Source organism: Sphingopyxis terrae subsp. terrae NBRC 15098 (assembly GCF_001598815.1).
Lineage (GTDB): Bacteria > Pseudomonadota > Alphaproteobacteria > Sphingomonadales > Sphingomonadaceae > Sphingopyxis > Sphingopyxis terrae.
In genome coordinates this window covers 26,904-53,828 of sequence record NZ_BCZQ01000008.1, presented here as the reverse complement: position 1 = coordinate 53,828, position 26,925 = coordinate 26,904, and the positions used below count along the sequence as shown (strand labels likewise).

26 protein-coding genes are annotated in these 26,925 nt (G+C 64.8%); 20 read left to right on the top strand and 6 right to left on the bottom strand.

The features are described 5' to 3' along the window. Positions 1-2: 2 nt before the first annotated feature. Positions 3-1,412, top strand: a complete 1,410-nt coding sequence (locus tag STE01S_RS06055; RefSeq protein WP_062765962.1) for a lipopolysaccharide biosynthesis protein — start codon at positions 3-5, stop codon at positions 1,410-1,412. Beyond that, positions 1,409-2,575 (top strand): hypothetical protein, encoded by a 1,167-nt coding sequence (locus STE01S_RS06050; protein WP_062765959.1) that lies wholly within the window; start codon positions 1,409-1,411, stop codon positions 2,573-2,575. The genes STE01S_RS06055 and STE01S_RS06050 overlap by 4 nt, the downstream gene beginning before the upstream one ends. Here STE01S_RS06050 and STE01S_RS06045 read toward each other — a convergent pair. Then, complete coding sequence (locus STE01S_RS06045; protein ID WP_255265892.1) at positions 2,572-3,264, bottom strand: HAD-IB family hydrolase; 693 nt, start codon at positions 3,262-3,264, stop codon at positions 2,572-2,574. The two genes, STE01S_RS06050 and STE01S_RS06045, sit on opposite strands and share 4 nt — an antisense overlap. A 126-nt stretch (positions 3,265-3,390) precedes the next feature. Between STE01S_RS06045 and STE01S_RS06040 the strand changes: the two genes are divergently transcribed. From STE01S_RS06040 to zapE, 3 genes are read left to right on the top strand one after another with little or no spacing between them, the layout of a single operon-like run. Beyond that, complete coding sequence (locus STE01S_RS06040; protein ID WP_062765954.1) at positions 3,391-4,173, top strand: succinate dehydrogenase iron-sulfur subunit; 783 nt, start codon at positions 3,391-3,393, stop codon at positions 4,171-4,173. Next, on the top strand, positions 4,170-4,661 hold the full coding sequence (locus STE01S_RS06035) for a PaaI family thioesterase (protein ID WP_058813034.1): 492 nt from the start codon (positions 4,170-4,172) through the stop codon (positions 4,659-4,661). Before STE01S_RS06040 ends, STE01S_RS06035 begins: the two co-directional genes overlap by 4 nt. Then, on the top strand, positions 4,658-5,779 hold the full coding sequence (gene zapE, locus STE01S_RS06030) for a cell division protein ZapE (RefSeq protein WP_062765951.1): 1,122 nt from the start codon (positions 4,658-4,660) through the stop codon (positions 5,777-5,779). Before STE01S_RS06035 ends, zapE begins: the two co-directional genes overlap by 4 nt. Here the strand turns inward: zapE and STE01S_RS06025 are convergent. Next, positions 5,750-6,793, bottom strand: coding sequence for a polysaccharide deacetylase family protein (locus tag STE01S_RS06025; protein WP_062765948.1), 1,044 nt, complete (start codon positions 6,791-6,793; stop codon positions 5,750-5,752). The two genes, zapE and STE01S_RS06025, sit on opposite strands and share 30 nt — an antisense overlap. 95 nt (positions 6,794-6,888) lie before the next feature. Next, entirely contained in the window at positions 6,889-7,440 is a 552-nt protein-coding gene (locus STE01S_RS06020; protein WP_062765946.1) for a phosphatase PAP2 family protein, read from the bottom strand. Positions 7,441-7,795: 355 nt separating this feature from the next. Here STE01S_RS06020 and mdh point away from each other — a divergent pair, with 355 nt between their 5' ends. The 9 genes from mdh (at position 7,796) to STE01S_RS05975 (ending at position 17,809) form a co-directional block, all read left to right on the top strand. Beyond that, positions 7,796-8,758 carry a malate dehydrogenase gene (gene mdh, locus STE01S_RS06015; RefSeq protein ID WP_062765944.1) on the top strand — a complete coding sequence of 321 codons (963 nt, stop codon included), beginning with the start codon at positions 7,796-7,798 and terminating at the stop codon, positions 8,756-8,758. Positions 8,759-8,881: 123 nt separating this feature from the next. Beyond that, positions 8,882-9,772 carry a succinate--CoA ligase subunit alpha gene (gene sucD / locus STE01S_RS06010; RefSeq protein ID WP_058813024.1) on the top strand — a complete coding sequence of 297 codons (891 nt, stop codon included), beginning with the start codon at positions 8,882-8,884 and terminating at the stop codon, positions 9,770-9,772. Between the two features lie 67 nt (positions 9,773-9,839). After that, positions 9,840-10,133 (top strand): GIY-YIG nuclease family protein, encoded by a 294-nt coding sequence (locus STE01S_RS06005; protein WP_062765941.1) that lies wholly within the window; start codon positions 9,840-9,842, stop codon positions 10,131-10,133. Between the two features lie 79 nt (positions 10,134-10,212). After that, positions 10,213-13,035 (top strand): 2-oxoglutarate dehydrogenase E1 component, encoded by a 2,823-nt coding sequence (locus tag STE01S_RS06000; RefSeq protein ID WP_003041128.1) that lies wholly within the window; start codon positions 10,213-10,215, stop codon positions 13,033-13,035. A gap of 31 nt (positions 13,036-13,066) precedes the next feature. Further along, positions 13,067-14,293, top strand: coding sequence for a 2-oxoglutarate dehydrogenase complex dihydrolipoyllysine-residue succinyltransferase (gene odhB / locus STE01S_RS05995; RefSeq protein ID WP_062765938.1), 1,227 nt, complete (start codon positions 13,067-13,069; stop codon positions 14,291-14,293). A 40-nt stretch (positions 14,294-14,333) separates the two neighbouring features. After that, on the top strand, positions 14,334-15,746 hold the full coding sequence (gene lpdA, locus STE01S_RS05990) for a dihydrolipoyl dehydrogenase (RefSeq protein WP_062765935.1): 1,413 nt from the start codon (positions 14,334-14,336) through the stop codon (positions 15,744-15,746). A 139-nt stretch (positions 15,747-15,885) separates the two neighbouring features. Beyond that, entirely contained in the window at positions 15,886-16,509 is a 624-nt protein-coding gene (locus tag STE01S_RS05985) for a trimeric intracellular cation channel family protein (RefSeq protein ID WP_003041119.1), read from the top strand. A 96-nt stretch (positions 16,510-16,605) separates the two neighbouring features. Continuing rightward, positions 16,606-16,854, top strand: a complete 249-nt coding sequence (locus tag STE01S_RS20315) for a hypothetical protein (protein WP_003041116.1) — start codon at positions 16,606-16,608, stop codon at positions 16,852-16,854. Between the two features lie 55 nt (positions 16,855-16,909). Continuing rightward, a complete protein-coding gene (locus STE01S_RS05975) occupies positions 16,910-17,809 on the top strand; it encodes an alpha/beta fold hydrolase (protein ID WP_062765929.1) in 900 nt (299 codons plus the stop codon). 21 nt (positions 17,810-17,830) lie between these two features. On the opposite strand, the gene STE01S_RS05970 is transcribed toward STE01S_RS05975, so the two are convergent. Together STE01S_RS05970 and purD are read right to left on the bottom strand one after the other, a co-directional pair. Then, positions 17,831-18,460: a hypothetical protein gene (locus STE01S_RS05970; RefSeq protein WP_062765927.1), complete on the bottom strand. Its 630-nt coding sequence runs from the start codon at positions 18,458-18,460 to the stop codon at positions 17,831-17,833. A gap of 59 nt (positions 18,461-18,519) precedes the next feature. Further along, positions 18,520-19,797: a phosphoribosylamine--glycine ligase gene (purD, locus tag STE01S_RS05965; RefSeq protein WP_062765924.1), complete on the bottom strand. Its 1,278-nt coding sequence runs from the start codon at positions 19,795-19,797 to the stop codon at positions 18,520-18,522. Here purD and xseA point away from each other — a divergent pair. From xseA to STE01S_RS20310, 6 genes are all read left to right on the top strand, one after another. Further along, the gene (xseA, locus tag STE01S_RS05960; protein ID WP_062765921.1) at positions 19,796-21,214 is read left to right on the top strand and encodes an exodeoxyribonuclease VII large subunit; all 1,419 of its coding nucleotides are present in this window, start codon (positions 19,796-19,798) and stop codon (positions 21,212-21,214) included. The two genes, purD and xseA, sit on opposite strands and share 2 nt — an antisense overlap. Positions 21,215-21,290: 76 nt before the next feature. Then, positions 21,291-21,503, top strand: a complete 213-nt coding sequence (locus STE01S_RS05955) for a DUF2093 domain-containing protein (protein ID WP_003041102.1) — start codon at positions 21,291-21,293, stop codon at positions 21,501-21,503. Continuing rightward, positions 21,500-22,441, top strand: coding sequence for a M23 family metallopeptidase (locus STE01S_RS05950; RefSeq protein ID WP_062765918.1), 942 nt, complete (start codon positions 21,500-21,502; stop codon positions 22,439-22,441). The genes STE01S_RS05955 and STE01S_RS05950 overlap by 4 nt, the downstream gene beginning before the upstream one ends. 151 nt (positions 22,442-22,592) lie before the next feature. Further along, positions 22,593-23,720 carry a TonB-dependent receptor plug domain-containing protein gene (locus STE01S_RS20690; RefSeq protein WP_218016976.1) on the top strand — a complete coding sequence of 376 codons (1,128 nt, stop codon included), beginning with the start codon at positions 22,593-22,595 and terminating at the stop codon, positions 23,718-23,720. A gap of 19 nt (positions 23,721-23,739) precedes the next feature. After that, on the top strand, positions 23,740-25,731 hold the full coding sequence (locus STE01S_RS20685; protein WP_062765913.1) for a TonB-dependent receptor domain-containing protein: 1,992 nt from the start codon (positions 23,740-23,742) through the stop codon (positions 25,729-25,731). 72 nt (positions 25,732-25,803) lie between these two features. Beyond that, positions 25,804-26,049: a hypothetical protein gene (locus STE01S_RS20310; protein WP_162928217.1), complete on the top strand. Its 246-nt coding sequence runs from the start codon at positions 25,804-25,806 to the stop codon at positions 26,047-26,049. Between the two features lie 83 nt (positions 26,050-26,132). Here the strand turns inward: STE01S_RS20310 and STE01S_RS20305 are convergent, their stop codons facing one another. After that, on the bottom strand, positions 26,133-26,660 hold the full coding sequence (locus tag STE01S_RS20305; RefSeq protein WP_162928216.1) for a hypothetical protein: 528 nt from the start codon (positions 26,658-26,660) through the stop codon (positions 26,133-26,135). Between the last annotated feature and the right edge of the window lie 265 nt (positions 26,661-26,925).

Sequence of the window (26,925 nt, the reverse complement as noted above, 5' to 3'; positions counted from 1 at the left end):
GCATGGAACCCGCTCCGCCCCCGGCCGACCGCCGGCCACTCTTCTATCGGACCTGGATCGATAAGGGTATTGCGGCGGTGCGGCGCCTCGGCGCGCCGGCTGCCGACACGGGCGACCAGGGGCCTTTCCGGCGCATCATGACCCACCTGAGCTGGATTCTCGGGGGCAAGGGTTATGGCGCGATCCTCAGCCTCTTCTACCTTGCGATCGTCACGCGCGGCCTGGGGCCGGCTGCCTATGGCTCCTTTGCCCTGATCCTCAGTTCGACGCTGGTGCTGCAGGCGATCCTCAATTTCAACATCTGGCAGGTGCTGGTCAAATATGGCCAGGAACATATCCACAGCGGCGATCATCCGGCCCTGACGCGCCTCATCCGCTTTTGCACCGCGGTCGATCTGGCGATGGCGCTGCTCGGCATTGGCGCGGCGGCGCTGATCCTCTGGCTGGGGCGGGGGTTGCTGGGCATGCCGGCCGAGCTCGTCTGGACGGCATTCGCCTATGTCGTGCTGTTCATGCTGTCGATCCGCAATGTGCCGCGCGGAATATTGCGGCTTCACTCCGAATTTTCGCAAACCTTCCTCGCCGAAGCGGTGGTGCCCACACTGAAGACTTTGGGGGCCGTTGTCGCCTTTTTCACGCACCCGTCGCTCGAGATTTTCCTGATCGTGTGGGCGGGTTCGGAGATGGCGAGCACGCTCGTCTTCTGGTGGCTCGCCAACCGGTCGTGCCGCCGCGCTTATGGCCGACCCGACGGCCGGCATTGGTGGCGCGTGTGGCGCGAGAACAAGGGTCTTCCCGAATTGATGGTCGCATCCAATTTCGGAACCATGGCCTATACGGTGGCGCAGCAACTGCCGGTCTTGCTGGTCGGCTCGTTCGCGGGCGCCACCGAAGCGGGCATCTATCGCCTTGCGCATCAATTGACCCAGTCGATCACGATCATGGCCGGCTTCATCGGCCTCGCCAGTTACACCGAGATGACGAATATCTACGTCAAGCAGGGGCTGCGCGGCGTGGCGTCGCTCTATGTCCGGTTGACGCTGATCGCGCTCGGCCTGTTCCTTTTGCTCGCGCCGGCGATCGTGCTACTCGGCAAGCCGCTGTTGCTGCTCATGTCGGGTCCGGCGTTTCTGGGCGCCTATCCGTTCCTGCTCGTTCTCGGCCTCGCGGCCTGCCTGCAAATGGCGACGGTCAGCTGCGAACCGATGCTGATGGCGGCCGGACGATCGCGCCTGATCATCGGTATCAGGCTGGCGGGCACGGCCACGCTGATCGCCGCCATCTATCTGATGCTGCCGACGATGGGCGCGATCGGCGCCGCATGGTCCAAGGTGCTGGCCGAAACCGTGACCTTGCTGCTGCTGTTCGGCGCCAGCTTCCTGATCCTTCGCGAAAGCCGGATGCCGTCATGACGAAGCGTATCTTGTTCCTGTTCAACCATGATGCGGCGCATCAGGCGGCGCATATCGCAGGCATAGCGGGCGAACTCGCGCTGCACGCGCCGACGGTTCAGGTCGTCGTCGCCTGCGGCGTCGAGGCGATCCGGCACAAGGTGGCAGAGATCATTCCGGCGGCGGCGCACGACCGTATTGAATGGCGGATGCTCGACCTGCCGACGGCGCAACAGCGGCTGCTGGCGCCGATCAACAAGGTGGCGCCGGTGCTGCGCGTCGCGCGTCTATACCGGCATCTCGATCTGTTTCGCAGTGTCGACCTGGTGGTATCGACCGAACGCACCTGTCTGCGCGTCCGGCGCCGATTGGGGGCGGCGGGGCCGCGCTTTGCCTATGTGCCGCACGGGTCGGGCGACCGGAATGTCGCCTATCATCCCGAACTCGCGCAGTTCGACCTCATGCTGCTCAGCGGACCGAAGCTGGTTGACGAGATGGTGCGTCACGGCATCACCACCGCCGACCAGTGCCGCGTCATCGGTTATCCCAAGTTCGACACGATCGATCCGGCGGTGCGCAAGCGCTTCTTCGACAATGATCGCCCGGTCTTTCTCTATAATCCGCACTTCGATCCGCACCTGTCGTCCTGGTACGGCATGGGCGAGGCGGTGATGGATTTTTTCCTCGCGCATCGCGACTATAATCTGATCGTCGCGCCGCATGTGATGCTGTTCCGCAAGCGGCTGCACTATTCGCTCGAATATCGGACCGCCAAGCTCCGGCCGGACATCGCCGACCGCTTCCGCGCCGCCGACAATATCCTGATCGACGTCGACGGCCCCAATCTCTTCGACATGAGCTACACGATGGCGGCCGACGTCTACATCGGCGATGTGAGCAGTCAGGTTTACGAGTTTCTGCTGCACCGCGGCGCCTGTTATTTTCTCGATCCGAACGGCAAGCCCGCCGACGGCGTGGCCGAGCGCTATGAATTCTGGCGCAACGGGGAGGTCTTGTACGGCCCTGCTGAGCTTGCCGAGCGGATTCCGCACTGGCGCGAAAGTGCCGCGCTGCACCGCGCCGAGCAGGATCGGCTGTTCGCCTACACGATGGACCACCGGGCGGGCGAGACGTCGGTTGCGCGCGGCGCCGCGGCGCTGGAGGCCTTCGTCGAGGGGCGCTAGCCCGTCCCGAAATCCGTCAGCGTCCAGCCGTTGTCGCGTGCCGCTTTGGCAATGCGGCCGCGACGTCCGATCGCAAAGGCCTCGTCGGCGAGCGCGAACAGCGGTGCGTCGCTCGCATGGTCCGAATAGGCCCGCATATGATGCGCGGCGCGTTGCGGGTCGGCAGCGAGCCATTCGGCGACGCGGCGCGCCTTTTCCGGCCCATAGCAATTGGTGCCGTCGAGCGCCGCGAGCCAGCTTCCGTCGGCGGCGCGCCGATGCCGGGTGGCGATGCAGGCATCGAAGCCCATCGCCTCGGCCAGGGCGGCGGCGTAGAATTCGGGGGCCGCGGTTGCCAGCAGCAGATGGTAGCCGGCGGCGCGGTCGCGGGCGATCGCCGCTCTGGCCCCCGGTTGAACGTCGGCGGGAACGCGCCAGGCGGCAAAGTCCGCAGCCAGGTGCGCCATTCGCTCCGCCGGCACCCGCCGCCCGAGCATCAATCCGATCGCCGCGGGCTTCAACGCATCGCGGCTGTAGAGGCCGAGCGCATGCCCCGCGAGCAGCCCGAGGAAAACGGGCGCCAGCAGAAGGCGCCATGGCGCGCTGCGCGCGGCCGCCCACAGAAGGAAGAGCGTGAACGTCGGCGTCCGCAGCACGGTGCGATCGAGATCATAGACGGCAAGGCGAAAGGGGGCGGCGGCGTCGCTCATCGCCGCCCGGCCTAGCCGCTCGCTTGGCGTGCCGCCACCGCTTTCGCGCGTGCGCCGCCGCACACCCTCTTGTCGCGGCGGTTCAATGGGGCTACGCAGCCCGCGATTGCATAGGGAGCCCGCGATATGGCCGAATTTCGTCTGCCCAAGAACAGCCGCGTCCAGAAGGGCGGCACGGTCCACAAGGCCGAGGGCGCGAGCAACGTCAAAAAATTCAAGGTCTATCGCTACAATCCCGACAGCGGCCAGAACCCGCATTTCGACACGTTCGAGATCGACACCGACAAATGCGGCCCGATGGTGCTCGATGCCCTCATCAAGATGAAGAGCGAGCAGGATTCGACGCTGACCTTCCGCCGTTCGTGCCGCGAAGGCATTTGCGGCAGCTGTTCGATGAACATGAACGGCAAGAATGGCCTCGCCTGCACCACCGCGATCGAGGATATGAAGGGCGACATCCAGATCACGCCGCTGCCGCATATGGAGGTCATCAAGGACCTCGTCCCCGATTTCACCCATTTCTATGCGCAATATGCCTCGATCGAGCCGTGGCTGAAGACCAAGTCGACGACGCCCAGCGGCAAGGAGCGGCTCCAGTCGCCTGAAGAGCGCGAGAAGCTCGACGGCCTTTACGAGTGCATCCTGTGCGCCTGCTGTTCGACGAGCTGCCCCAGCTACTGGTGGAACAGCGACAAGTTCCTTGGGCCCGCGATCCTGCTTCAGGCCTATCGCTGGCTCGCCGACAGCCGCGACGAATATACCGGCGAACGGCTCGACGATCTCGAAGATCCGTTCCGCCTCTATCGCTGCCACACGATCATGAACTGTGCCAACGCGTGCCCCAAGGGGCTGAGCCCCGCACGCGCGATCGCCGAGATCAAGAAGCTCGAGGCCGAGCGGCAGGTGTGAACGACGGAATAGAGGACCCCAAGCGCGCGGATCATTTCAGTGCCGAGGCGCTGGAGGGCGGCTGGATCAGCTGGAACCTCAAGGACGCGAGCCGGTTCAACGCCTTTATCGAACCGCTGTCGGTGCGCCTCGAAAGCCCGACCGAGGACGGTCGGCCGCGCGCCCGCGTGCGGATGCTGCCGACGCGCAAACACAGCAATCTGGGCGACAATGTCCATGGCGCAGTAACGCTGGCGCTGGTCGACATTGCTCTCTTCGCCGCTTCGCACCAGTTCGGATCGCTCGAGGCGGGCCATTCGGTGACGCTCGATTTGTCGACGCAGTTCGTCGGCGGCGGCCGTCTCGACGAACCGCTCGATGCGGTGGTCGAGCAAGTGCGCGAGACGGGGCGGCTGATCTTCCTGCGCGGGCTGGTCGTTCAGGGGCCGGACGACGAGCATATCGTGCTGAGCTTTGCGGGGACGATCCGCAAGGCAAGCCGCAAGTGACAGGATTGCTTGCCGCCTATGACGCGCTGGTCGCTGCGGGCGAGCTGAAGCCCGACGCCGAACAGCGGGCGGCGGCAGCACGCCTCGCCGCGCTGCAATCCGATCTGCAGGCGGCGCCGCCGCGCGGCAGCATCCTGTGGCGGATCGCCGGGCGCAAACCCGACGCGCCGCGCGGCGTCTATCTGTGGGGCGCCGTCGGCCGCGGCAAGTCGATGCTGATGGACCTGTTTTACGACCATCTGGCCATCCAGCGCAAAAGGCGCGTCCATTTCCACGCCTTCATGCTCGACGTCCACGCGCGGATGCGCGAGGTGCGCAAGAGCGAGAGCGGCGATCCGATCCCGCAGGTTGCGGCCTCTCTGGTCGAAAATGTCCGCTGCCTCGCCTTCGACGAAATGGTGGTGAACAATAGCGCCGATGCGATGATCCTCTCGCGCCTGTTCACCGCGTTGATCGCGCACGGGGTGACGGTGGTCGCGACGTCGAACCGTCCGCCCGCGGATCTCTACAAGGACGGCCTCAACCGCGAGCATTTCCTGCCCTTTATTGCACTGATCGAGGAACGGCTCGATGTGATGGGCCTTAACGGCCCGACCGATTACCGGCGCCACCGGCTCGGCGACGGCAAGCGCTGGTTCGTGCCAGCCGACGCGGCGGCGACCGAGGCGCTGTCGGCGGCCTTCTTTCGCCTGACCGATTATCCGCCCGAGGACCGCGCGCATGTGCCCTCGCTCAATCTGGACGTCGGCGGCGGGCGGACGCTACATGTACCCAAGGCGCTGAAGGGCGTGGCGGTCTTTTCGTTCAAGCGCCTGTGCGCGGAGGCGCGCGGCGCATCGGACTATCTGGCCGTCGCGCGGCATTTTCACACGGTAATCATCGTCGGCATCCCGCGGATGGGGCCCGAGAACCGCAACGAGGCCGCGCGCTTCGTGACACTGGTCGACGCGCTCTACGAATATAAGGTCAAGCTGCTCGCCAGCGCTGCGGCCGAGCCCGATGCGCTCTATGTGGCCGGCGATGGCGCCTTCGAGTTCGAGCGCACCGCGAGCCGCCTCGCCGAAATGCAGTCCGGCGAATATCTGGCGCTAGGCCACGGCCAGGATGACGCCGCATAGCACTTTGCCCCACCGTGACGAGTTGATCGTCAGGGCGACGACATCGCGGACATAGCGGATTTCGTGCGCGATATGTCCGACCGTCTGCTCTGCGACGCGCCGCAGCGTGCGGAGCGGCTTGGGAGCAGCGGCCGGGATGCGGCCGGGGCGGGTCGGCGGCGCGGGCAGGGTTGCAAAGCCCCCGCTGCTGACTCGCGGATCGTCGGCGACTGCCCGGCACAGCGCCTCCATCCGCGCGATTGCGAGCCCGTTCGGAACCTGACGGTCGCGGCTAAGCAATTCGAAACTGTGGCTGAAGGCCGAAAACTGGATCGCGCCGCTCGCCGCCGAATGATCGAGCGCGTCGCGCATTTCCTCTTCGGACATGGCGCACAGCTGCGCAGGACGAAAGCTGTTCGCGCGGTCGCGCAGGCCGCTGACCGGCACTTCGCAAATGCCATGATGGACACGCATGCCCAGATTGGCCGGATCGAGCGTGATGTCGCATCCCAGTCCCTGCCAGGCGGCGTTGAAGCTGCTGTCGAAGCGGAAGCCCAGCGCGGCGAGGACGCGCAGCGTGTCGTCGTTGGCGCCGAAATTACCGGCGCGGAAGGCGGTCGGTTGGGGCGCTCCGGCGCCCATCAATATGTCGCGGGCGAGGGCGATCAGTTTCTTTTGCGCTGCGAAAGGGAAATCGCCGATATTGCGGCCGCGCAGCTTGCCGACCGGATTGAACCGCGCAAATTCCAGCCATTCGGTGTGGAGATGGAGTTGCACTTCATGGCCGCGCGCCAGGATCGGGCCGACGATCGCATCGACAATCCCGGGGCCGTGGACAAGTGCGGGCATGGGGTCGACGAAATAGACGCCTTTCAGGCCGAAACGGTCGAGCATGTCCATCTGGAAATGGATGCCGAAATCGCCGTCGCGGCAGCGCCCGAGGATCGAGCTTTCGAAATTGGTGCGCGCGCATGCGCCGCGGCGATGGAGCCCGGCGGACAATTCGGTATCGAAGCTGATGATCGCGCGCGTCACTCGCCCGCGCTATCAGCAGCGGCGTAACGAAGCGTTAAGCGGCCGCTGCGGCTCCCCCGCAGCGATCGTTCAGGCCGATCGTTCAGGCCGACCTTTCAGAAGCGCATCGTCATCGCGACGCCGCCGCCCCCGGCATCGGCCCACGGAAAGACCTGAACCCGGTCGCTTGCGCGGCGCGTGATCAGAAAGCCCGATGCCTCGCCGATCGCGGCGCCGACCAGCACGTCATGGACATGATGTTTTCGGGCTTCGACCCGGCTCAATCCGACGAAGGCGGCAAGCGCCTGTGCGGGGAGACCCACTTTCCAGCCATAACGGTTTTGCAGCGTCGCCGCCGCCGCGAAGGAAACCGATGTATGGCCCGAGGGGAAGCCCTTGTTGTCGCTTCCGTCGGGGCGTCGCTCGGGAAAGACCTGCTTCAGACCGGCGGTTACGCCGGCGGCAGCGACGAGGCTGCCGCCGGCTTGCAGCGTGCCGTCCCAGTCGCTCTGGGCAAGCGGAACCCCGAATGCGGCGATCACCAGGGCGTCGCGCGTGATCGATCCCGCATCGTTCCATGTCTTTTCGCCAGCATGGGCGAGCGGCGTTGTGGCGGCGGTCAGGAGGATGGCGCAGGACAGCGCAGGGATAAAAGCTCTCTTGGTCATGGTGGCGTCGATCCTTTTGCGGGCGCAGGGCACACGGCCCCGCCTGGCGACGCCCCAAGATCGCCACCGCCTGTCTTACGCCTGTGGCCGACCGGCGCAAGCGATGTTCACGCGGCCGGTATGAATCGCTTAGGATCGCTCGCGCTTCGGTTCTGAATCAGGCCTGATCTTGCAATAACGCTATTGCGAACTATTTGCATAAAAACGCGGTTTTTCGTCCTTTTCGCGGTTGTTTCGTTAACGGAATCGGCGTAGGGCGTCGCGAGTCTTTGGGATTGGCAGGCGGCTTTGGCCCGTGGCCCCGCCGATCTGGAAATCACTGCCGGGCTTTGCCAGGAAGGGAGTGCCGCGCGCCATGGGACGCAAGAAGATCGCTTTGATCGGAGCCGGGAATATCGGCGGGACGCTGGCGCTGCTCGCCGCGCAGAAGGAACTGGGCGACGTCGTCCTGTTCGACGTGGTCGAAGGCGTGCCGCAGGGCAAGGCGCTCGACCTGTCGCAGGTCGGCCCGATCGCCGGCTTCGACGCGAAGATCACCGGCTCGAACGACTATAAGGACATTGCAGGCGCCGACGTCATCATCGTCACCGCCGGTGTCGCCCGTAAGCCGGGCATGAGCCGCGACGATTTGCTCGGCATCAATTTGAAGGTCATGAAGGCCGTTGGCGAAGGCATCAAGGCGAACGCCCCCGACGCTTTCGTCATCTGCATCACCAACCCGCTCGACGCAATGGTCTGGGCGCTGCGCGAATTTTCGGGTCTGCCGCACAACAAGGTCGTCGGCATGGCGGGCGTGCTCGACTCGGCGCGCTTCAGCCACTTCATCGCCGACGAATTCGACGTGTCGGTGAAGGATGTGAACACCTTCGTCCTCGGCGGCCACGGCGACACGATGGTTCCCGTCGTCCGTTACTCGACGGTCAACGGCATCCCCGTTCCCGACCTCGTCAAGATGGGCCTGTCGAGCCAGGACAAGATCGACGCGATCGTCAAGCGCACCCGCGGCGGCGGCGGCGAAATCGTCGCGCTGCTCGGCACCGGTTCGGCCTTCTACGCTCCCGCAGCCTCGGGCATCGCGATGGCCGAAGCCTATCTGGGAGACCAGAAGCGCATCCTGCCCTGCGCTGCCTATGTCGATGGCCAGTATGGCGTCGATGGCCTGTATGTCGGCGTGCCGGTGATGATCGGTGCGGGCGGCGTCGAAAAGATCGTCGAGATCGAACTCGATGCCGAAGACAAGGCGGGCCTGCAAGTGTCGGTCGATGCGGTCAAGGAACTGCTCGACGCGTGCAAGAATCTGGATCCCAGCCTGGCATGATTGCGGTGCCCCTGCGAAGGCAGGGGCCCATCACCCGCGCTCGAATGATAGGGCCGTCGGTGAGTTGAAAATCTGGAGATGGGCCCCTGCCTTCGCAGGGGCACAGAGAATGGAACAAAACGTATGAGCATCCTCATCGACAAGAATACCAAGGTCATCACGCAAGGGATGACCGGTGCGACTGGCACCTTCCACACCGAACAGGCGCTCGCCTATGGCACGCAGATGGTCGGCGGCGTGACGCCGGGCAAGGGCGGCACGACGCACATCGGTCTGCCGATGTTCGACACCGTCGCCGAAGCGAAGGCGACGACCGGGGCGAGTGCGTCGGTCATCTATGTGCCGCCGCCGTTCGCGGCCGATTCGATCCTCGAGGCGATCGATGCCGAGATCGAGCTGATCGTTGCGATCACCGAAGGCATTCCGGTGCTCGACATGGTCAAGGTGAAGCGCGCGCTGTCGGGTTCGAAGTCGCGGCTGATCGGCCCGAACTGCCCCGGCGTGCTGACCCCCGACGAATGCAAGATCGGCATCATGCCGGGCAGCATCTTCAAAAAGGGCAGCGTCGGCGTCGTCTCGCGCTCGGGCACGCTGACCTATGAAGCGGTGTTCCAGACCACCAACGCCGGCCTGGGCCAGACCACCGCGGTCGGTATCGGCGGCGACCCTGTCAACGGCACCAACTTCATCGACGTGCTCGAACTCTTCCTTGCCGACGAAGCGACCAAGTCGATCATCATGATCGGCGAAATCGGCGGCGATGCCGAGGAGCAGGCGGCGCAGTTTCTGATCGACGAAGCCAAGCGCGGCCGCAAGAAGCCGATGGTCGGTTTCATCGCGGGCCGCACCGCGCCGCCGGGCCGCCGCATGGGCCACGCCGGCGCGATCGTGTCGGGCGGCAAGGGCGATGCCGAAAGCAAGATTGCGGCGATGGAAGCCGCCGGCATCACCGTGTCGGCCAGCCCGTCGGAACTCGGCACGACGCTTGCCGAAGTGCTGAAGGAACGCGTCTGATTATTGTGCGCCGCTCTTCGCCCGTGCCCCTGCGAAGGCAGGGGCCCATCACCCGACCGGGCGATGAATGAAGAGCGGCGCGGTCTATATGATGGCGAACCGCAAGAACGGCACCATTTATACCGGATCGACATCGAAACTGGTGCAGCGTGTTTACCAGCACCGCGAGATGGTGGTTGAAGGCTTCACAAAGACTCATGGCTGCGTGCGGCTGGTATGGTTTGAAGTGCATGCGGATTTGCGGGAGGCGCGCTTGCGCGAGTTGCAGATCAAGCGATGGAAACGAAGTTGGAAAGTGCGGATGATCGAGGAAGCAAATCCCGATTGGCGGGATTTGTGGTTCGAGATTCAAGGGCGATGAAGATCGCCCGGATCGGCACCATATAGCACCCCCAGGAGATGGGCCCCTGCCTTCGCAGGGGCACGGATAGGTTAGAGATATGAACCTCGAACGACAAAGCTTCGACGTCGATGAAGTCCAGGCCGGCCCGAGCTGGGCGCCGAAGAACTGGCCGCTGATCGACAGCGATGATCTGACCGCCGCGCTCGACCCGCAGCAGATGCAGGTCGCGGTCAAGGCGGCCGCGGCGAAGGCGGGGGCCCCGCTCTCGAACGCCGAGGTCGAACGGGCGGCCGACGATTCGATCCGCGCGATGATGCTGATCCGCACCTATCGCGTGCGCGGGCACCTTGCCGCGACGCTCGATCCGCTGGGCCTGACCCACCGCGAATTGCCGGCCGATCTGACGCCCGAATATCACGGCTTCATCGGGGCGGACCAGGACCGACCGATTTTCCTCGGCGGCACATTGGGGCTCGAGAAGGCGACGATTCGCGAGGTGGTGTCGATCCTGCAGGCCAATTACTGCGGGCACGTCGGCCTTGAATATATGCACATCGCCGATGTCGAGGAGCGCCGCTTCCTCCAGGAGCGGATGGAAGGCGCCGACAAGTCGATCGACTTCACCGCCAACGGCAAGAAGGCGATCCTCAACAAGGTGATCGAGGCCGAGGAATGGGAGAAATTCCTCGCGCGCAAATATGTCGGCACAAAGCGTTTCGGGCTCGACGGCGGCGAATCGATGATCCCTGCACTCGAGGCGATCATCAAATATGGCGGCCAATATGGGGTGAAGGAAATCGTCTATGGCATGGCCCATCGCGGCCGCCTGAACGTCCTCGCCAATGTGCTGGCCAAGCCGTACAAGGTCATCTTCCACGAATTTCAGGGCGGCACCGCGAACCCCGAGGATGTCGGCGGTTCGGGCGACGTCAAATATCACCTGGGCACGTCGACCGACCGCGAGTTCGACGGCGTGTCGGTCCATATGTCGCTGGTCCCGAACCCGTCGCACCTCGAAGCGGTCGACCCCGTCGTGCTGGGCAAGGTGCGCGCGCAGCAGGTGATGCGCGACGATCTGGCCGAACATAGCCAGGTGCTGCCGGTGCTGATCCACGGCGACGCCGCCTTTGCGGGGCAGGGGATCGTGTGGGAATGCCTCGGCTTTTCGGGCATTCGCGGCTACAATACTGGCGGCTGCATTCACTTCATCGTCAACAACCAGATCGGCTTCACGACCAGCCCGCAGTTCGCACGCTCGTCGCCCTATCCGTCCGACGTGGCAAAGGGCGTGATGGCGCCGATCCTGCACGTCAACGGCGACGATCCCGAAGCCGTGACCTTCGCGTGCAAGCTGGCGATCGACTTCCGCCAGCAGTTCAAGCGCGACATCGTCATCGACATGTGGTGCTATCGCCGCTTCGGCCACAATGAAGGCGACGAACCGAGCTTTACCCAGCCGCTGATGTACGCGATCATCCGCAAGCATCCGCCAGTGTCGGACCTCTATGCCACGCGGCTGGAGGCAGAGGGCGTCGTTTCGGCTGGCGATGCCGAAGCGCACCGCGCCGAGTTCGTCGCGCGGCTCGAAGATGAATTCGAAGCATCGAAGACCTACAAGTCGAACAAGGCCGACTGGTTCGCCGGCCGCTGGTCGGGCCTGCACGCGCCCGCCGATCCCGAAAATGCCCGGCGCAACATTTCGACGGGCGTATCGGAAAAGCTGTTCGACGCCATCGGCCGCACGATGACGACGATCCCCGACGATCTGGAGGTGCACAAGACGCTGCGCCGCGTGATCGACGCCCGCGCCGCGATGTTCGCGAACAAGGACGATGCCGAGGTGTTCGATTGGGCCACCGCCGAAAGCCTCGCCTTCGGCACGCTGCTCAGCGAAGGCTATCAGGTACGCCTCTCGGGTCAGGATTCGGGGCGCGGGACGTTCAGCCAGCGTCACGCCGTCTGGGTCGACCAGAAGGACGAGCATAAATATATCCCGCTGACCACCGTGCCGCACGGCCGGTTCGAGGTGCTCGACAGCCCGCTGTCCGAATATGGCGTGCTCGGCTTCGAATATGGCTATGCGATGGCCGATCCGAAGAGCCTCGTGCTGTGGGAGGCGCAGTTCGGCGACTTCGCCAACGGCGCGCAGATCATGATCGACCAGTTCATCGCGGCGGGCGAAGCCAAATGGCTGCGCGCCAACGGCCTCGTCCTGCTGCTGCCGCACGGCTATGAAGGGCAGGGGCCCGAGCATAGCTCGGCGCGTCTCGAACGCTTCCTTCAGCTTTGCGCCGGCGACAACATCCAGGTGTGCAATATTTCGACCCCGTCGAACTATTTCCACGTCCTGCGCCGCCAGATGCTGCGCCCCTTCCGCAAGCCGCTCATCATCATGACGCCCAAGTCGCTGCTTCGCCACAAGCTGGCCGTGTCGCAGCGCTCGGACTTCATCGGCGAAGCGCATTTCCGCCGCATCATGTCGGACCGCACCCCGCCGGAAGATGCGAAGGTCAAGCGTGTCGTCCTGTGTTCGGGCAAGGTCGGTTACGACCTGATGGAGGCGCGCGACGCCGCCGGGCTCGACGACACGACGGTGATCCGCATCGAACAGATTTATCCCTTCCCGGGCGAGGCGCTGGCCATCCGCCTGAAGAAGATGAAGAATCTGGAAGAGGTCGTTTGGGCGCAGGAAGAGCCGCGCAACAACGGCGCCTGGTTCTTCGTCGAGCCGCTGATCGAGGAATCGCTGATCGACGCTGGCCACAAGGGCATGCGCGCCCGTTACGCCGGCCGGGCCGCTGCGGCTTCGCCCGCCACCGGCCTGATGAGCCGCCACCAGACCGAGCAGGCGGCGCTCGTCGCCGACGCGCTGGGCCTCAATGTCCGCGCCGAAATCCGTCGCAATAAGAATAAAGCCTGAGCCAGAGCTTAAGCCCTAAGGAACTGCATCAATGAGCACCGAAGTCAAAGTCCCGACGCTGGGTGAAAGCGTGACCGAAGCGACGATCGGCGAGTGGCTGAAGCAGCCCGGCGAAGCCGTCGCGCTCGACGAGCCGATTGCCAGCCTCGAAACCGACAAGGTCGCGGTCGAAGTGCCGTCGCCCGTCGCCGGCGTGATGGGGCAACAGGTCGTCGCCGTCGGCGATACCGTCAATGTCGGCGCGGTGATCGCGACGATCGAGGCCGGCGACGGCAAGGCCGCCGCCCCCGCGCCTGCGCCCGCGGCGAAGGCCGAAGCGGCGGCGCCCGCTCCCGCAGCGACCGGCGGCGAGGATGCCGTCGTCACCCTGTCGCCCGCGGTACGCCGCCTCGTCCTCGAGCACGGCCTCGATCCGAGCAAGATCAAGGGCACCGGCAAGGACGGCCGCCTGACCAAGGAAGATGTGCTCGCGGCCGCCGAAGCCGCCCCCGACGCGGCGCCTGCGCCCGCGGCTGCCCCGGCACCTGCCGCCGCGCCCGCTGCAACGGGTGCGCCGGGCCGTCAGGAAGAGCGGGTCAAGATGACCCGCCTGCGGCAGACGATCGCCCGCCGCCTGAAATCGGCGCAGGATACGGCGGCGATGCTCACCACGTTCAACGACGTCGACATGACGGCGGTGATCGAGGCGCGCGGCCGCTACAAGGATCTGTTTGAAAAGAAGCATGGCGTGCGCCTGGGCTTCATGGGCTTCTTTACCAAGGCCGCCTGCCTTGCGCTCAAGGACATTCCCGCGGTCAACGGCCGTATCGACGGCGACGAGATCGTCTATAATAATTATATGGACATCTCGGTCGCGGTCAGCGGTCCGAGCGGGCTTGTCGTGCCGGTGATCCGCAACGCCGAAAGCCTGTCCTTCGCCGGCATCGAAAAGACGATCGGCGATTTCGGCAAGCGCGCCAAGGAAGGCACGCTGACGATGGACGACATGAGCGGCGGCACCTTCACCATCTCGAACGGCGGCGTGTTCGGCTCGCTGATGTCGACCCCGATCATCAATCCGCCGCAATCGGCCGTGCTGGGCCTCCATCGCATCGAGGACCGCCCGGTCGCGATCAACGGTCAGGTCGTGATCCGTCCGATGATGTATCTGGCGCTGAGCTATGACCACCGGCTGGTCGACGGCCGCGAGGCGGTGACCTTCCTGAAAACGATCAAGGAAGCGATCGAGGATCCGACGCGGCTTTTGATCGACCTCTAAGAGATTTCTCCCCATCCCCCGAGGGGTAAAGGAACAACAAATGGCTGATTACGACTACGACGTCCTTGTCATCGGTGCCGGTCCCGGCGGTTATGTCGCGGCGATCCGCGCGGCGCAGCTCGGGCTCAAGACCGCGTGCGCCGAAGGGCGCGAAACGCTGGGCGGCACCTGCCTCAACGTCGGCTGCATCCCGTCGAAGGCGATGCTGCACGCGTCGGAATATTTCGAGGCGGCGGCGGGCGGCGCGATGGCGGCGATGGGCATCAAGGTGAAGCCCGAGCTCGACCTCCCCGCGATGCACGGCCAGCGCAAGGATGCGGTCAAGGGCCTGACCGGCGGCATCGAATTCCTGTTCAAGAAGAACAAGGTCGACTGGCTGAAGGGCTATGCGCAGTTCACCGGCAAGGACAGCGTCGAGGTTGCGGGCAAGGCCTATCGCGCCAAGAACATCATCATCGCCACCGGATCGTCGGTGACTCCGCTTCCGGGCGTCGAAGTCGACAACGACAAGGGCGTGATCGTCGATTCGACCGGTGCGCTCGAGCTTGCGAAGGTACCCGGTCATATGGTCGTGATCGGCGGCGGCGTGATCGGGCTCGAACTCGGTAGCGTCTGGCGCCGGCTTGGCGCGAAAGTCACCGTGGTCGAGTTTCTCGACCAGATCCTGCCCGGGATGGACGGCGACGTTCGCAAGGAAGCGAACAAGATCTTCAAGAAGCAGGGCATGGACTTCAAGCTCAAGACCAAGGTCACCGGGGCCGAAGTGAAGGGCAAGAAGGCCGTGCTGACGCTCGAGCCCGCCGCGGGAGGCGACGCCGAAACGCTCGAAGCCGATGTCGTCCTCGTTTCGATCGGTCGCCGTCCGAACACCGGCGGCCTCGCGCTCGACAAGGCGGGGTTGACCACGAACCAGCGCGGTCAGATCGAGACCGATCATGATTTCCGCACCGCCGTCGACGGCATCTGGGCGATCGGCGACGTCGTTCCCGGCCCGATGCTCGCGCACAAGGCCGAGGATGAAGGCATCGCCTGCGCTGAAAATATCGCGGGGCTGACCGGCATCGTGAACCACGACGTCATCCCGTCGGTGGTCTACACTTGGCCCGAAATCGCCGGCGTCGGCCTGACCGAAGAGCAGGCTGTCGAGAAGGCTGGTGGGGAAAAGGGCGACGTCAAGGTCGGCAAATTCCCGATGCTCGCGAACAGCCGTGCGAAGACCAACCACGAACCCGACGGCTTTGTGAAGGTGATCGCCGATGCCAAGAGCGACCGCGTCCTGGGCGTCTGGATCATCGCAGTGCCGGCGGGCACGATGATCGCGCAGGCGGCGCAGGCGATGGAATTCGGCGCGACGTCCGAAGACATCGCCTACACCTGCCACGCGCACCCGACGCACAGCGAGGCAATCAAGGAAGCCGCGATGGCGGTGACCGGAAAGCCGATCCACATCTGAGTTACCCGTCCACTGGGGTAGGGCATGGGGCGGCGGCGACGTCGCCCCATTTCCGTTGCGCCGCGCCGCCGATGATCGCATGACGAAGCGGTTGCCGGCACCGGTGCCGGCCTGCGGGACGAAGAAGCATCGCCGATCCATGGACACCCAGACGCTCGTTCGCCTTCTCGATCTGACCGGCATCGCGGTCTTCGCGCTGTCGGGCGCGTTGATGGCGGTGCGCCTGCGCCAGACGCTGGTGACGGCGAGCTTCTTTGCGCTCGTCACCGGGGTCGGCGGGGGTAGCGTGCGCGACCTGCTGATCGGCGCGCCGGTCTTCTGGGTTCAGGACGGCGCGATCGGCGCGGTGTGCATCGCGATTGCGCTGGTCGTGTGGGTGACTCCCGAACGCTGGTGGCAGGGGCAGCTTCTGGAATGGGCCGATGCGGTCGGGCTCGCCGCTTATGCGGTGTTCGGGACGGCCAAGGCCCTCGCCTGGGGCGTGGCGCCGGTTCCCGCGCTGATGATGGGCGTCATCACCGGCTGCGTCGGCGGGACGATCCGCGATATATTGGCCGGGGTGCCGTCGATCATCATGCGGCCCGAAATCTATGTCACCGCGGCGGCGCTCGCCTCCGGGCTGTTTCTGGTCCTGACCTGGCTCGGCGTCGCAACCTCGGTCGCCGCTGTCGCGGGGGCCGCGTCGGGTTTCGTCCTGCGCGGCGCAGCAATTCGCTGGTCTTTGGCGCTTCCGACGTATAGGGGGCGCCCGGAATCGCGGTAAATAGCGGCAGTGGGAGCCGCAACGCTCGCTTAACGCTGATCCTGTAAAGGATCCGGTGACGCGCGGAGAGGCGCGTCGTGGGGACCAGTTTCGACCTTGAAGACATTGCTGATTCATTTCGGCGCCGGGGTGGCGGCGTCCGACTGCGTGGACGCGTGTCACGACACGGCGCACACCGGACGATGGATCATCGGCCTGTCGCTGGTGATCTTTGCGCTGCCGTTTTGCGCGCATGCGGCGCGGCGCGTCCTTCTGTCGCGCGCGCGCGCCGGCTGGCGCATCCGGCGTGGCGCGGTTCCGACGAAGCCGGCCCGGTTTCGCTTTCGCCGACGGGCGCCCTCTTGACCGCGCCGCGCGCAGCGGCACAGTGGCGGTTTGACCATCGGGGAGCGGCGACGGCATGACGACAGAGCAGGCAGCGGTAAACGGGATCAGCATCACCTTCGAAGACAAGGGGCCACGCGATGCGCCGGTGATTCTGCTGGTGATGGGGCTGGGCGGACAGCTGACGCTGTGGCCCGACGAATTTGTCGACGCGCTGAACGCGCGCGGTTTTCGGACCATCCGGTACGACAACCGCGACGTCGGCCTGTCGACGCGCTTCGACGCGGCCGGTGTCCCCAATCTCAAATGGATGTTCGTGAAGTCGCTGCTGCGCCTGCCGGTGCGGAGCGCTTACACGCTCGCCGACATGGCGGCCGACGGCGTGGCCTTGCTTGACCATCTGGGCATCGCGCGGGCGCATATCGTCGGCGTGTCGATGGGCGGGATGATTTCGCAGCATATCGCCGCGCGCTATCCGGACCGCGTGCTGTCGCTGACGTCGGTGATGTCGACGACCGGCAACCCCCGCCTGCCGCGCGCGCAGAAGGAAGCGATGCAGGTGCTGACCAGCCGGCCGATGAGCGGCGATCCCGAAGATCTGATCGCCTATTCGGTGCGCGCCGCCAAGGTGATCGGCAGCCCCGGCTACCCGCCCGACGAGGAGCGGTTGCAGCGGCGCGTGCGCAGCGATTTCGAACGTGGCTGGTATCCGCAGGGCGTCGCACGCCAGATGGCGGCGATCGTCGCCGATGGCGACCGGCGGCCGATGCTGAAGTCGATCAGCGCGCCGACGCTGGTGATCCATGGCGAGGGCGATCCGCTGGTGCCGCTGGCGGGCGGGCGCGATACCGCAGACAATATTCCGGGCGCCCGATTGCTCACCATCCCCGGCATGGGGCATGATTTGCCGCTGGGATTGGTCGATACGCTGGCCGATGCGATTGCCGGTCACGCCGGGGCGGTTGCCGCGGCCTGAGCTATAGGGCGGCTTTTCGCCTTATAGCTCGCCGCCGAGGGCACCATATTTCGCCTCGAACCCCGCTTTGTCGCCCTTCGCCAGATAGCCGGCCTGGTCGACGATATTGTCGCGGGCGATGCGGCCCTGAAACGCGCCGAGCTGCGGATCGATCGCGGCGATATCGGCGTCGGTCCAGGCGGCGATCTGCGCAAAGCTGGTCACGCCCAGACCGCCGAGCAGCGTCGCCATTTTCGGCCCGACGCCTTTCAGCAATTGCAGATTGTCGGCTTTGGCGGCGGCAGGGGCGGGAGCGGCTTCTGCCGGCGGGGCAGGGGCGACCGGTGGAGGCGCGGCCGGTTCGGGCTCGGGCGCTTGCGCGACGGGCGCGGGCGGGACGGTGGGTTCCGCCGGAATATCGGAGGCTGTGGGCGGTGCAGCCGGCACCGGAGGCAACGACGCGGGCGCGGCTTCCTTTGGTTTGAAACGCGCTGGTTCGGCTTTGACGATGTCGGGCTTCGCCGCTTCGAGCGGCTTCTTCGGCTCGGCCGGCATCGCCGCGGGCGGCGCTGCTTCGTCGGGGCGCTTGCGGCCGAACAACCACCACAGCAGGACCACCGCGACAACCAGTCCGACGACCGCGATGATCCAATTTTCCTGAAGCCACGTCATGATGATCTCCCTGTTTCGCCGTCAGCCTAGGCCGACGGGGGTGGCGCGTCCAGCGCGGCTCAGTGCGCCTCGCGCGCGACTTCGCGCCAGCCGATATCGCGGCGGCAGAAGCCGCTCGCGAAATCGAGCTTGTCGACCGCGGCATAGGCGCGCGTCTGCGCCTCGGTGACGCTCTTGCCCGTCGCGGTGACGTTGAGCACGCGTCCCCCCGCGGCGACGATCGCGCCGTCGGCGCGCGCGGTCCCGGCATGGAAGACGCGCACGCCGCCCGCTTCGGCCGCGGCGATGTTGCGGATTGCGCCGCCCTTTTCGGGGGTGCCCGGATAGCCGTTCGCCGCCATCACGACGGTCAGCGCATAGCCGCCGGTAAAGGTCGGCGCGGGCACGTCGGCCAGCCGCCCGGTTGCGGCGGCATGAAGCAGCGCGGCAAAATCGCCGGTCAGACGCATCATCAGCACCTGACATTCGGGATCGCCGAAACGGCAATTATATTCGATCAGCTTCGGCCCTTCACCGGTCAGCATCAGCCCGGCGAACAGCACCCCGACATAGGGCGTGCCTTCGGCAGCGAGCGTGGCCACGGTGGGACGGATGATCCGGTCCATCACCTCTGCCTCAAGCTCCTTGGTCAGCACGGGCGCCGGGCTGTAGGCGCCCATGCCGCCGGTGTTGGGGCCGGTGTCGCCGTCGCCGACGCGCTTGTGATCCTGCGCGCTGCCGAAGGCGATGACATTGGTGCCGTCGGACAGCGCGAAGAAGCTTGCCTCCTCGCCGGTCATAAATTCCTCGATCACCACCTCAGCGCCCGCGCCGCCAAAGGCGCCCGCGAACATGTCGGCGATCGCGGCTTCGGCCTCGGCGCGCGTCTCGGCGATGATCACGCCCTTGCCCGCGGCGAGCCCGTCGGCCTTGATGACGACGGGGATGGCGAAATCGGCGAGCGCGGCCAGTGCGGCTTCGGCGCTGGCGCAGCGCACATAGCCGCCGGTTGGAATCGCGGCGCGCGCGCACAGATCCTTGGTAAAGCCCTTCGATCCTTCGAGCTGCGCGGCCGCGGCGGACGGGCCGAAGACCGGAATGTCGATCGCGCGCAGCCGGTCGCCCAATCCGGCGACGAGCGGCGCTTCGGGGCCGACGACGACGAAATCGATCGCATGGGTGCGCACGAAGGCGACGAGCCCGTCGACATCGTCGGCGGCGATCGGCACACATTCGGCATAGACTTCGATCCCGGGGTTTCCGGGTGCCGCATAGAGCTTGGCGCAACTCGGCGATTGTGCCAGTTGCCAGCTCAGCGCATGTTCGCGCCCCCCAGATCCGACCAGCAGGATATTCATGAGCGTCCCTTTTCCGTCCGACGATGGCACCGAAGCGCGGCTGTTAGCCGAGGCGACGGCGGGCGACAATGCACCCGCACTGTCGGTCACGCAATTGTCGGCCGCAATCAAGCGCACGGTCGAGGACGGCTTTGCGCGCGTTCGCGTGCGCGGCGAACTGTCGGGCGCGAAGCGTGCGGCATCAGGGCATTTCTACGCCGCGCTCAAGGACGACAATGCGCTGATCGACATGGTGATGTGGAAGGGGCAGGCGGCGCGCCTCGCCTTCCGGCCCGAAGATGGCATCGAGGTGATCGCGACGGGCAAGCTCACCACCTATCCCGGCCGCTCCAAATATCAGCTCGTCGTCGAAAGCCTGGAGGTCGCGGGCGAAGGCGCGTTGATGCTGTTGTTCGAAAAGCTGAAAGCGCGGCTTGGCGCCGAAGGGCTGTTCGACCGCGAACGCAAGCGGTCCTTGCCCTATTTGCCGCGCGTCATCGGCGTCGTCACCTCGCCGACCGGGGCGGTGATTCGCGACATTCTCCACCGCCTCGCCGATCGCTGCCCGACGCGGGTGATCGTGTGGCCTGTGCTGGTGCAGGGCGATGGCGCGGCGGCGCAGGTTGCGAATGCGGTGCGCGGTTTCGATGCGCTCGCGCCCGGCGGACCGGTGCCGCGCCCCGACCTTGTCATCGTCGCGCGCGGCGGCGGTTCGATCGAGGATTTATGGGCATTCAACGAAGAGATCGTGGTGCGCGCGATCGCCGATTGCCGCATCCCGACGATCAGCGCGGTCGGCCACGAAACCGATGTGACGCTGGCCGATTATGCCGCCGACATGCGCGCGCCTACGCCGACCGCAGCCGCCGAAATGGCGGTGCCAGTGCGCGCCGAACTGATCGCGCAGCTTGCGACGTGGCGCAGCCGGATGACGGGCGCGGCAACGCGCCACCGCACGCTCGCGGGCGAACGGCTGACCGCGCTCGCGCGGCACCTGCCGAAGCGCGAGGCGCTCTATGCCCCCCAGCGCCAGCGGCTCGACGACGCCGCCGACCGGCTCGACCGCAGTCAGCGCCACCGGCTCGCGATCGCCGGCGAGCGGTTGGCGACGCGCGGCGCGGCGCTGCGTCCGGCGCTGCTGGCGCGCGCCTGGGATCGCGATCGCGCCAAGCTGGCGGGGCTTGCGCGGCTGCTGACCTCGCTCGACCCGCGCGCGCTGCTCGCCCGCGGCTATGCGATGGTGCGCGATGCCGACGGGGCGATCGTGCCGAGCGCGGCGCGTGCCCGTGGCGCAGGCCATCTGCGGCTTGCCTTCGCCGATGGCAAGGTGCCGGTGACGGTGACGGACGGCGATGCGCCGCCGCCCCCTGCGCCGGCGCCAAAGCCCGCGCGCAAGCCTCCCGCCGCGCCGGGGCGGGGACAGGGCGAGCTGTTCTGAGCGTCGCAGGGGTGGCCGAACGCGCGCAGGTCGCTATATTGACCCCGATATCTTGGATAATTTGATGGACCCCGCCATGTTGATCGCCAGCCGCAACCGCCTTGCCCGCCTGCAATATGGCCCGAACGGATTTCGCATTCTGTCGCCGGGCGACCATGTGCTGTGCGCGGTGAGCGGGGTGCCGATCGGGCTCGACGAGCTGCGCTATTGGTCGGTCGCGCGGCAGGAGCCCTATGCGACCGCGGCGATTTCGGTGCAGGCCGCACTGGACGCGGCGCGCGGCGCATGACCGCGCGCGGGGCAGCGCCCCGAGCGATTGCTTCGCTGACCTTGGCCATTGCGGCCGCAGGCTGCGTACCCGCCGTGGCCGACAGTCCCCCGGCGCCCAAGGCAGCAGCGGCGCCCGCGGCCGTCGCGCCTTCGGTGCCGAACGCACCGCCGGTCCCGAAGCCGCTTCCCGGTCCCGCCGGTTTCGCCTTTCGCGGCAGCATGATCCAGGGCGGGACGCTGATCGGCCAGGTGCCGGGCGGAACGCGCACGTTGACGCTCGACGGCGCACCCGTTCCGGTCGCAGGCGATGGCGCTTTCCTGATCGCCTTCGATCGCGATGCGCCGGCGAGCCAGCAACTGGTAGCGACCCTTTCCGACGGGCGCACGGTCGCGCGGACGCTGAGCATTGCGGCGGGGAATTGGCGGATCGAAAATATCAACGCGCCCTATCGCGGCAGCGCATCGAGCGATGCCGAGTTCGAACGCCGCCGCCCCGCCGAACTGGCGCAGATCGCCGCGGCGCGCGCGCGCCATGTCGAATCGGACGGCTGGCGGCAGCAATTTCGCTGGCCCGCGACGGGGCGGCTGTCGGGCTTCTTCGGTTCGCAGCGCGTCTATCAGGGCAAGCCGGGCAGCTATCACAGCGGCACCGATATCGCCGTGCCGGCAGGCACGCCCTTTTTCGCGCCCGCCGACGGGGTCGTCGTGCTCGCGGCCGATGCGCCCTTCACGCTGGAAGGGAATTTGCTGATCGTCGATCACGGCATGGGGCTGACCAGCGCTTTTCTTCACTGCCAGCGCCTCGATGTGAAGGTCGGCGACCATGTGACGCAAGGGCAACAGCTCGGTACGGTGGGCGCGACCGGCCGGGCGACGGGACCGCATATGCATTGGGGATTGAAGTGGCGCGACGCGCGCCTTGACCCGGGTACGCTTGCGGGACCGATGGCGCGATAATCGAGGAGTTTTTAAAGTCTGCGTAAGAAAATTACGTGAACAAGTCGCGGTTTGTTCGATCAATATCGGCGGCGCTCGGGGTTGTTGCAAATTCGTCACAATCACCGCTCAAACCGAGCTTTGCGGCGGAAATTTCCTTTACTCAACATGAATGAACGACCATCCCGCAGCATATCGGGGTGTCTGGTGCAGCGGGCGATTCAGTCTGCGCGCGCAATTCATTCAGGTATTTCAGCCACCAGTAGCAAGGGACTGCACTGTGAAGAAAACCAATTTTTCGAAGCTGAAAATTGGCGTTGCCCCCATCGTTTTGGGTGTGGCGCTGATTTCGGCTCCCGCCGTCGCACAGGACGTGCAGGCCGACGAAGAAGCCGCGCCGGGCGAGGCCATCATCGTCACCGGTTCGCGCATCGCGAGCCCGCAGGCCGAATCGAATGCGCCGATCCAGATTGTCAATAGCGAAGCTATTCAGCAGTCCGGTGTTACCAACATTCAGGAAATCCTGCTCAAGAATCCCGCGTTCGGTACGCCTGCGCTCAGCCGTACCAATTCGGCATTCCTGACGTCGGGTACCGGCGTGGCGACGATCGATCTTCGCGACCTCGGCTCGAACCGCACGCTGGTTCTGGTCAATGGCCGCCGCGTTGTTTCCAGCTTGAGCGGCAGCTCGACCGTTGACCTTAACGTCATCCCGACCCAGTTCATCGAACGCGTCGACGTGCTGACCGGTGGCGCTTCGTCGCTTTACGGTTCGGATGCCGTCGCCGGCGTGGTCAACTTCGTTTACAAGAAGGACTTCCAGGGTCTGGAAGGTAATGCGCAATATGGCGTGACGGAGCGTGGTGACGATATTCGGTACCAGGCCAACCTCACCATGGGTGCGAACTTCGACGACGGTCGCGGCAACATCATGGTTCACCTTGGCTATTCGAACGAGCGTGGGCTGCTGTCGCGTCAGCGCAAGAACACCTTCACCGACGACAGTGACTTGGCGGCGCTGACCGGCGACCTCGCCGATTATGGTACCCCATACGAACCTTACTACTCGAGCTACTCGGAGCAGGGCCGTTTCTACGCGGGCGACTACAGCTTTACCTATAGCCCGACCGGCCAGTTGCAGCCCTGCTTCACCACGAACGGGCCGGCGTGTAAAAGCGAAGTTCTCGACGACGATGGCAATGTTGTCGTTCCCGACATTGGCACCGGTGTTGGACCGAACGGCTTCAACCGCCAATATTACCGGACGCTCGCCGTGCCGGTGAAGCGCTATACACTATGATGTCACCGACAACATCTCGTTGTTCTTCGAAGGCACGTACAACAAGACGCAGTCGTCGCGCATTATCGAACCGTTTGCGCTTGCCTCGGACGGTACGACCGGCATTTATCCGGCTTCGGGCGTCATGCCGATCGAAAATTACATCATTGCACCCGACGGCACGACCACCATTGCCGTCAATCCGATCGTCCCCGGCGCGATTGCTGCGCAAGCGACCGATACGGACGGTGACGGTCTGCGCGACATCGGCTTCACGCGCCGTCTTAGCGAGTTCGGCACGCGCAACGGTCAGACGACCCGCGATTTCCTGCGCTTCGTCGTAGGTTTCGAAGGTACGCTGGGCGAGCGGTTCAACTGGGACCTGAGCTACAACTACGGCCAGGTGACCGAAAACCAGGTGTCGAATGGTCAGGTCAACGTCACCAATTTCCGCAATGCGCTTGCGGCGATGACGGACGTCGACGACGTCAATGGCAATGGTCTTACGACCGACGTTGTTTGCGTCAACGCCGAAGCGCGCGCGAACGGCTGTGTGCCGATCAACATCTTCGGCAAGGGTGCGATCACCCAGGATGCGATCAAGTATATCGCCGCCCAGCAGTCGCTCCAAACCGACATCAAGCAGCAGGTCGTTCAGGGCAACATCAGCGGTTCGCTGTTTGAACTTCCCGGCGGTCCGCTCGGCGTTGCGCTCGGTTTCGAATATCGCAAGGAAGAAAGCGTCGAAGATAACGACGCCCTCACCAATCAGGGTCTGAACGGCGGCAACCTGCTGCCCGACACGAGCGGCCAGTTCGATGTCCTGGAAGGCTATGCCGAGGTGAAGCTTCCGATCCTGCGCGACAAGCCCTTCTTCCAGCTCCTCGAAGTTGGCGGTGCGTTCCGCGTTGCGGATTATTCGACGGTTGGTACGATCTACAGCTACAGTGCTCAGGGTACGTGGGAACCGTTCGACGGTCTGCGCTTCCGCGGCACGTGGGCGCGTGCGGTTCGTGCGCCGAACATCGGTGAGCTCTACTCGGGCCTGTCGCAGACCTTCCCGTCGGGTCTTCAGGATCCGTGCGTCGGCATCGGTGCAACCGGTGGTGGTGCGCTCGGCGACAACTGTCGTGCAGACGCAGGTGTGGCAGCCAATATTGCCGCCAACGGCACCTTCACGCTCACGCAGCCCGATATTCAGGGAATCAGCGGCTTCAATGGCGGCAACCCGAACCTGAAGGAAGAAAAGGCGGATTCGTGGACGCTCGGGGCGGTGATCAACCCGCGTTCGGTCAACGCGCTGCGCAATCTGACGCTGTCGGTCGATTATTATAACATCAAGATCAACAACATCATCGCGACCGTCGGTCGCGGGACGATCCTTGATCAGTGCTATAATGAGGGCAATACCCCGCTGTGTGACCTGGTGATCCGTCGCCCGACCAACACGGCCACCAACAGCGCCGGTTCGATCGAATTCATCAACGACCTGGCGGTCAACGCCGCGAGCCTTAAGACTCAGGGTCTCGATGTTACGGTCAACTGGTACACGCCGGTCAACTTCTTCAACACCGACGGTCGTGTGAGCTTCAACCTTTCGTACAACCATCTGTTCCAGAACGACTACACGCCGCTTCCCGGCGCGACCGTCGATCGGGCCGATGGGGAAATCGGTACGGCTGCTGATCGTTTCACCGGAACGCTCGGATATTCGACCGACAAGTTCAAATGGTCGTTCACCGGCACCTTCATCGGCAAGTCGTATGAAGACGATGTTAGCTGGTGCGCATTCTTCGGCGACGGTTCGCCGCGGTGCGTCTCGGTTCCGGCCCAGTTCTATCTGGACACCCAGGTCAGCTTCACGCCGGTGGAAAAGTTTGAATTCTATCTCGGCGTGGACAACCTTCTGGATAAGAAGGCACCGAATATCCTGACGAACACGACGTTCAACGTAACCGGTTCTGACACTGCCGCCGATGTCTATGACATCTTCGGTCGTCGTTATTACGCCGGTGTCCGTTTCCACTTCTAATCGAAGCGGAAATAACGGATAATAAGGGAGGCAGGGAGAAATCTCTGCCTCCCCCTTTTTTAAGGCTTTCCCATGCGTTGTATCTTATTATCCATCACGCTATCCCTCTCGGTGCCCGCTATTGCCTATGCCAAGCAGGAGTCGTCTCCGGCAAAGGATTCAGAGGCGCTTAAGTGCCGTGTCATCAGGGAAGTAGGGTCGCGTATCCCGAAGAAGGTCTGCAAGACCAATGCGGAATGGGCGCAGCAGGAGGCTGCGGCGCGCGAAGCGATGGCCAACCGAAATCGCAATAGTCACTGCGGCGGCGAAACCTGCTGACTGCGCGAACCGCACATCGCGCAAGCGCATTATCCCCGCTCGGTTTCCGGCTGGAAATAGACATATTCGGCGTCGTGCGGGCTCTATTTTACCCGCTTGACCCCTAGCTCGCGGGTCTTGCCTTCCAGTAGCAAGCGGTATCCGCCGAGCGGTCCCGATCGAACAGTAACCTTCTGTCCAACACGCGGCACTGTGGTCATTCCACTGGATGATGTTGTCTGCCACACTTGACCATTGTCCAAGGCAAATATCGTTCCGTACTGGCCAGTGGAAAAATCGGTAATAGTCGCCTCTACTTGCAGATGTTCCTGCTGTACGACGCGCTTCCGTTCTTCCTTGTCGGGATGTTCGCGACTTATCTGCTCGCTACGTTGGGTGGCGGTCAGGCCGAAGTCCCTCTTGTTCTTTTCTTCCGCCTCGGCGCGCCGTTGCTCTTCACTTTTCCGCGCTTCCGGAATCAGCCCATCGAAACAGCGCAGGCGGGGCGCATCGTCGGCGATCGCGCCACATCGCACCACGTCGTTCGCCAGATCCTGAGCATGCACCGCCGTGGAGGAGCATAGATTCCAGGCGCCGATCAAGCCACCAACCAGCGCGACCGATTTCATCATGCCTGCAACCCCTCCGTCAAAGCGATGGACGACCCGGACCGAGGCGACCTCTCATCATTATCGTATCAAGGCTATGGCATCGGTCAAGCAGACGAACAATCGAACCTTGCCTTGTGCTGGTCAAGACCTCTCCGGTCCGGGTCGCTCTCCGGAATATATCGCGTTCTGGGCGGACTTCTGATGAGAGAGTTCCGCCGGTTGGGTGCTCGCACCGCGGGTACAGTTCGGTATATCGCGTCTTCACGTCCAAAATCCCGGACCGACA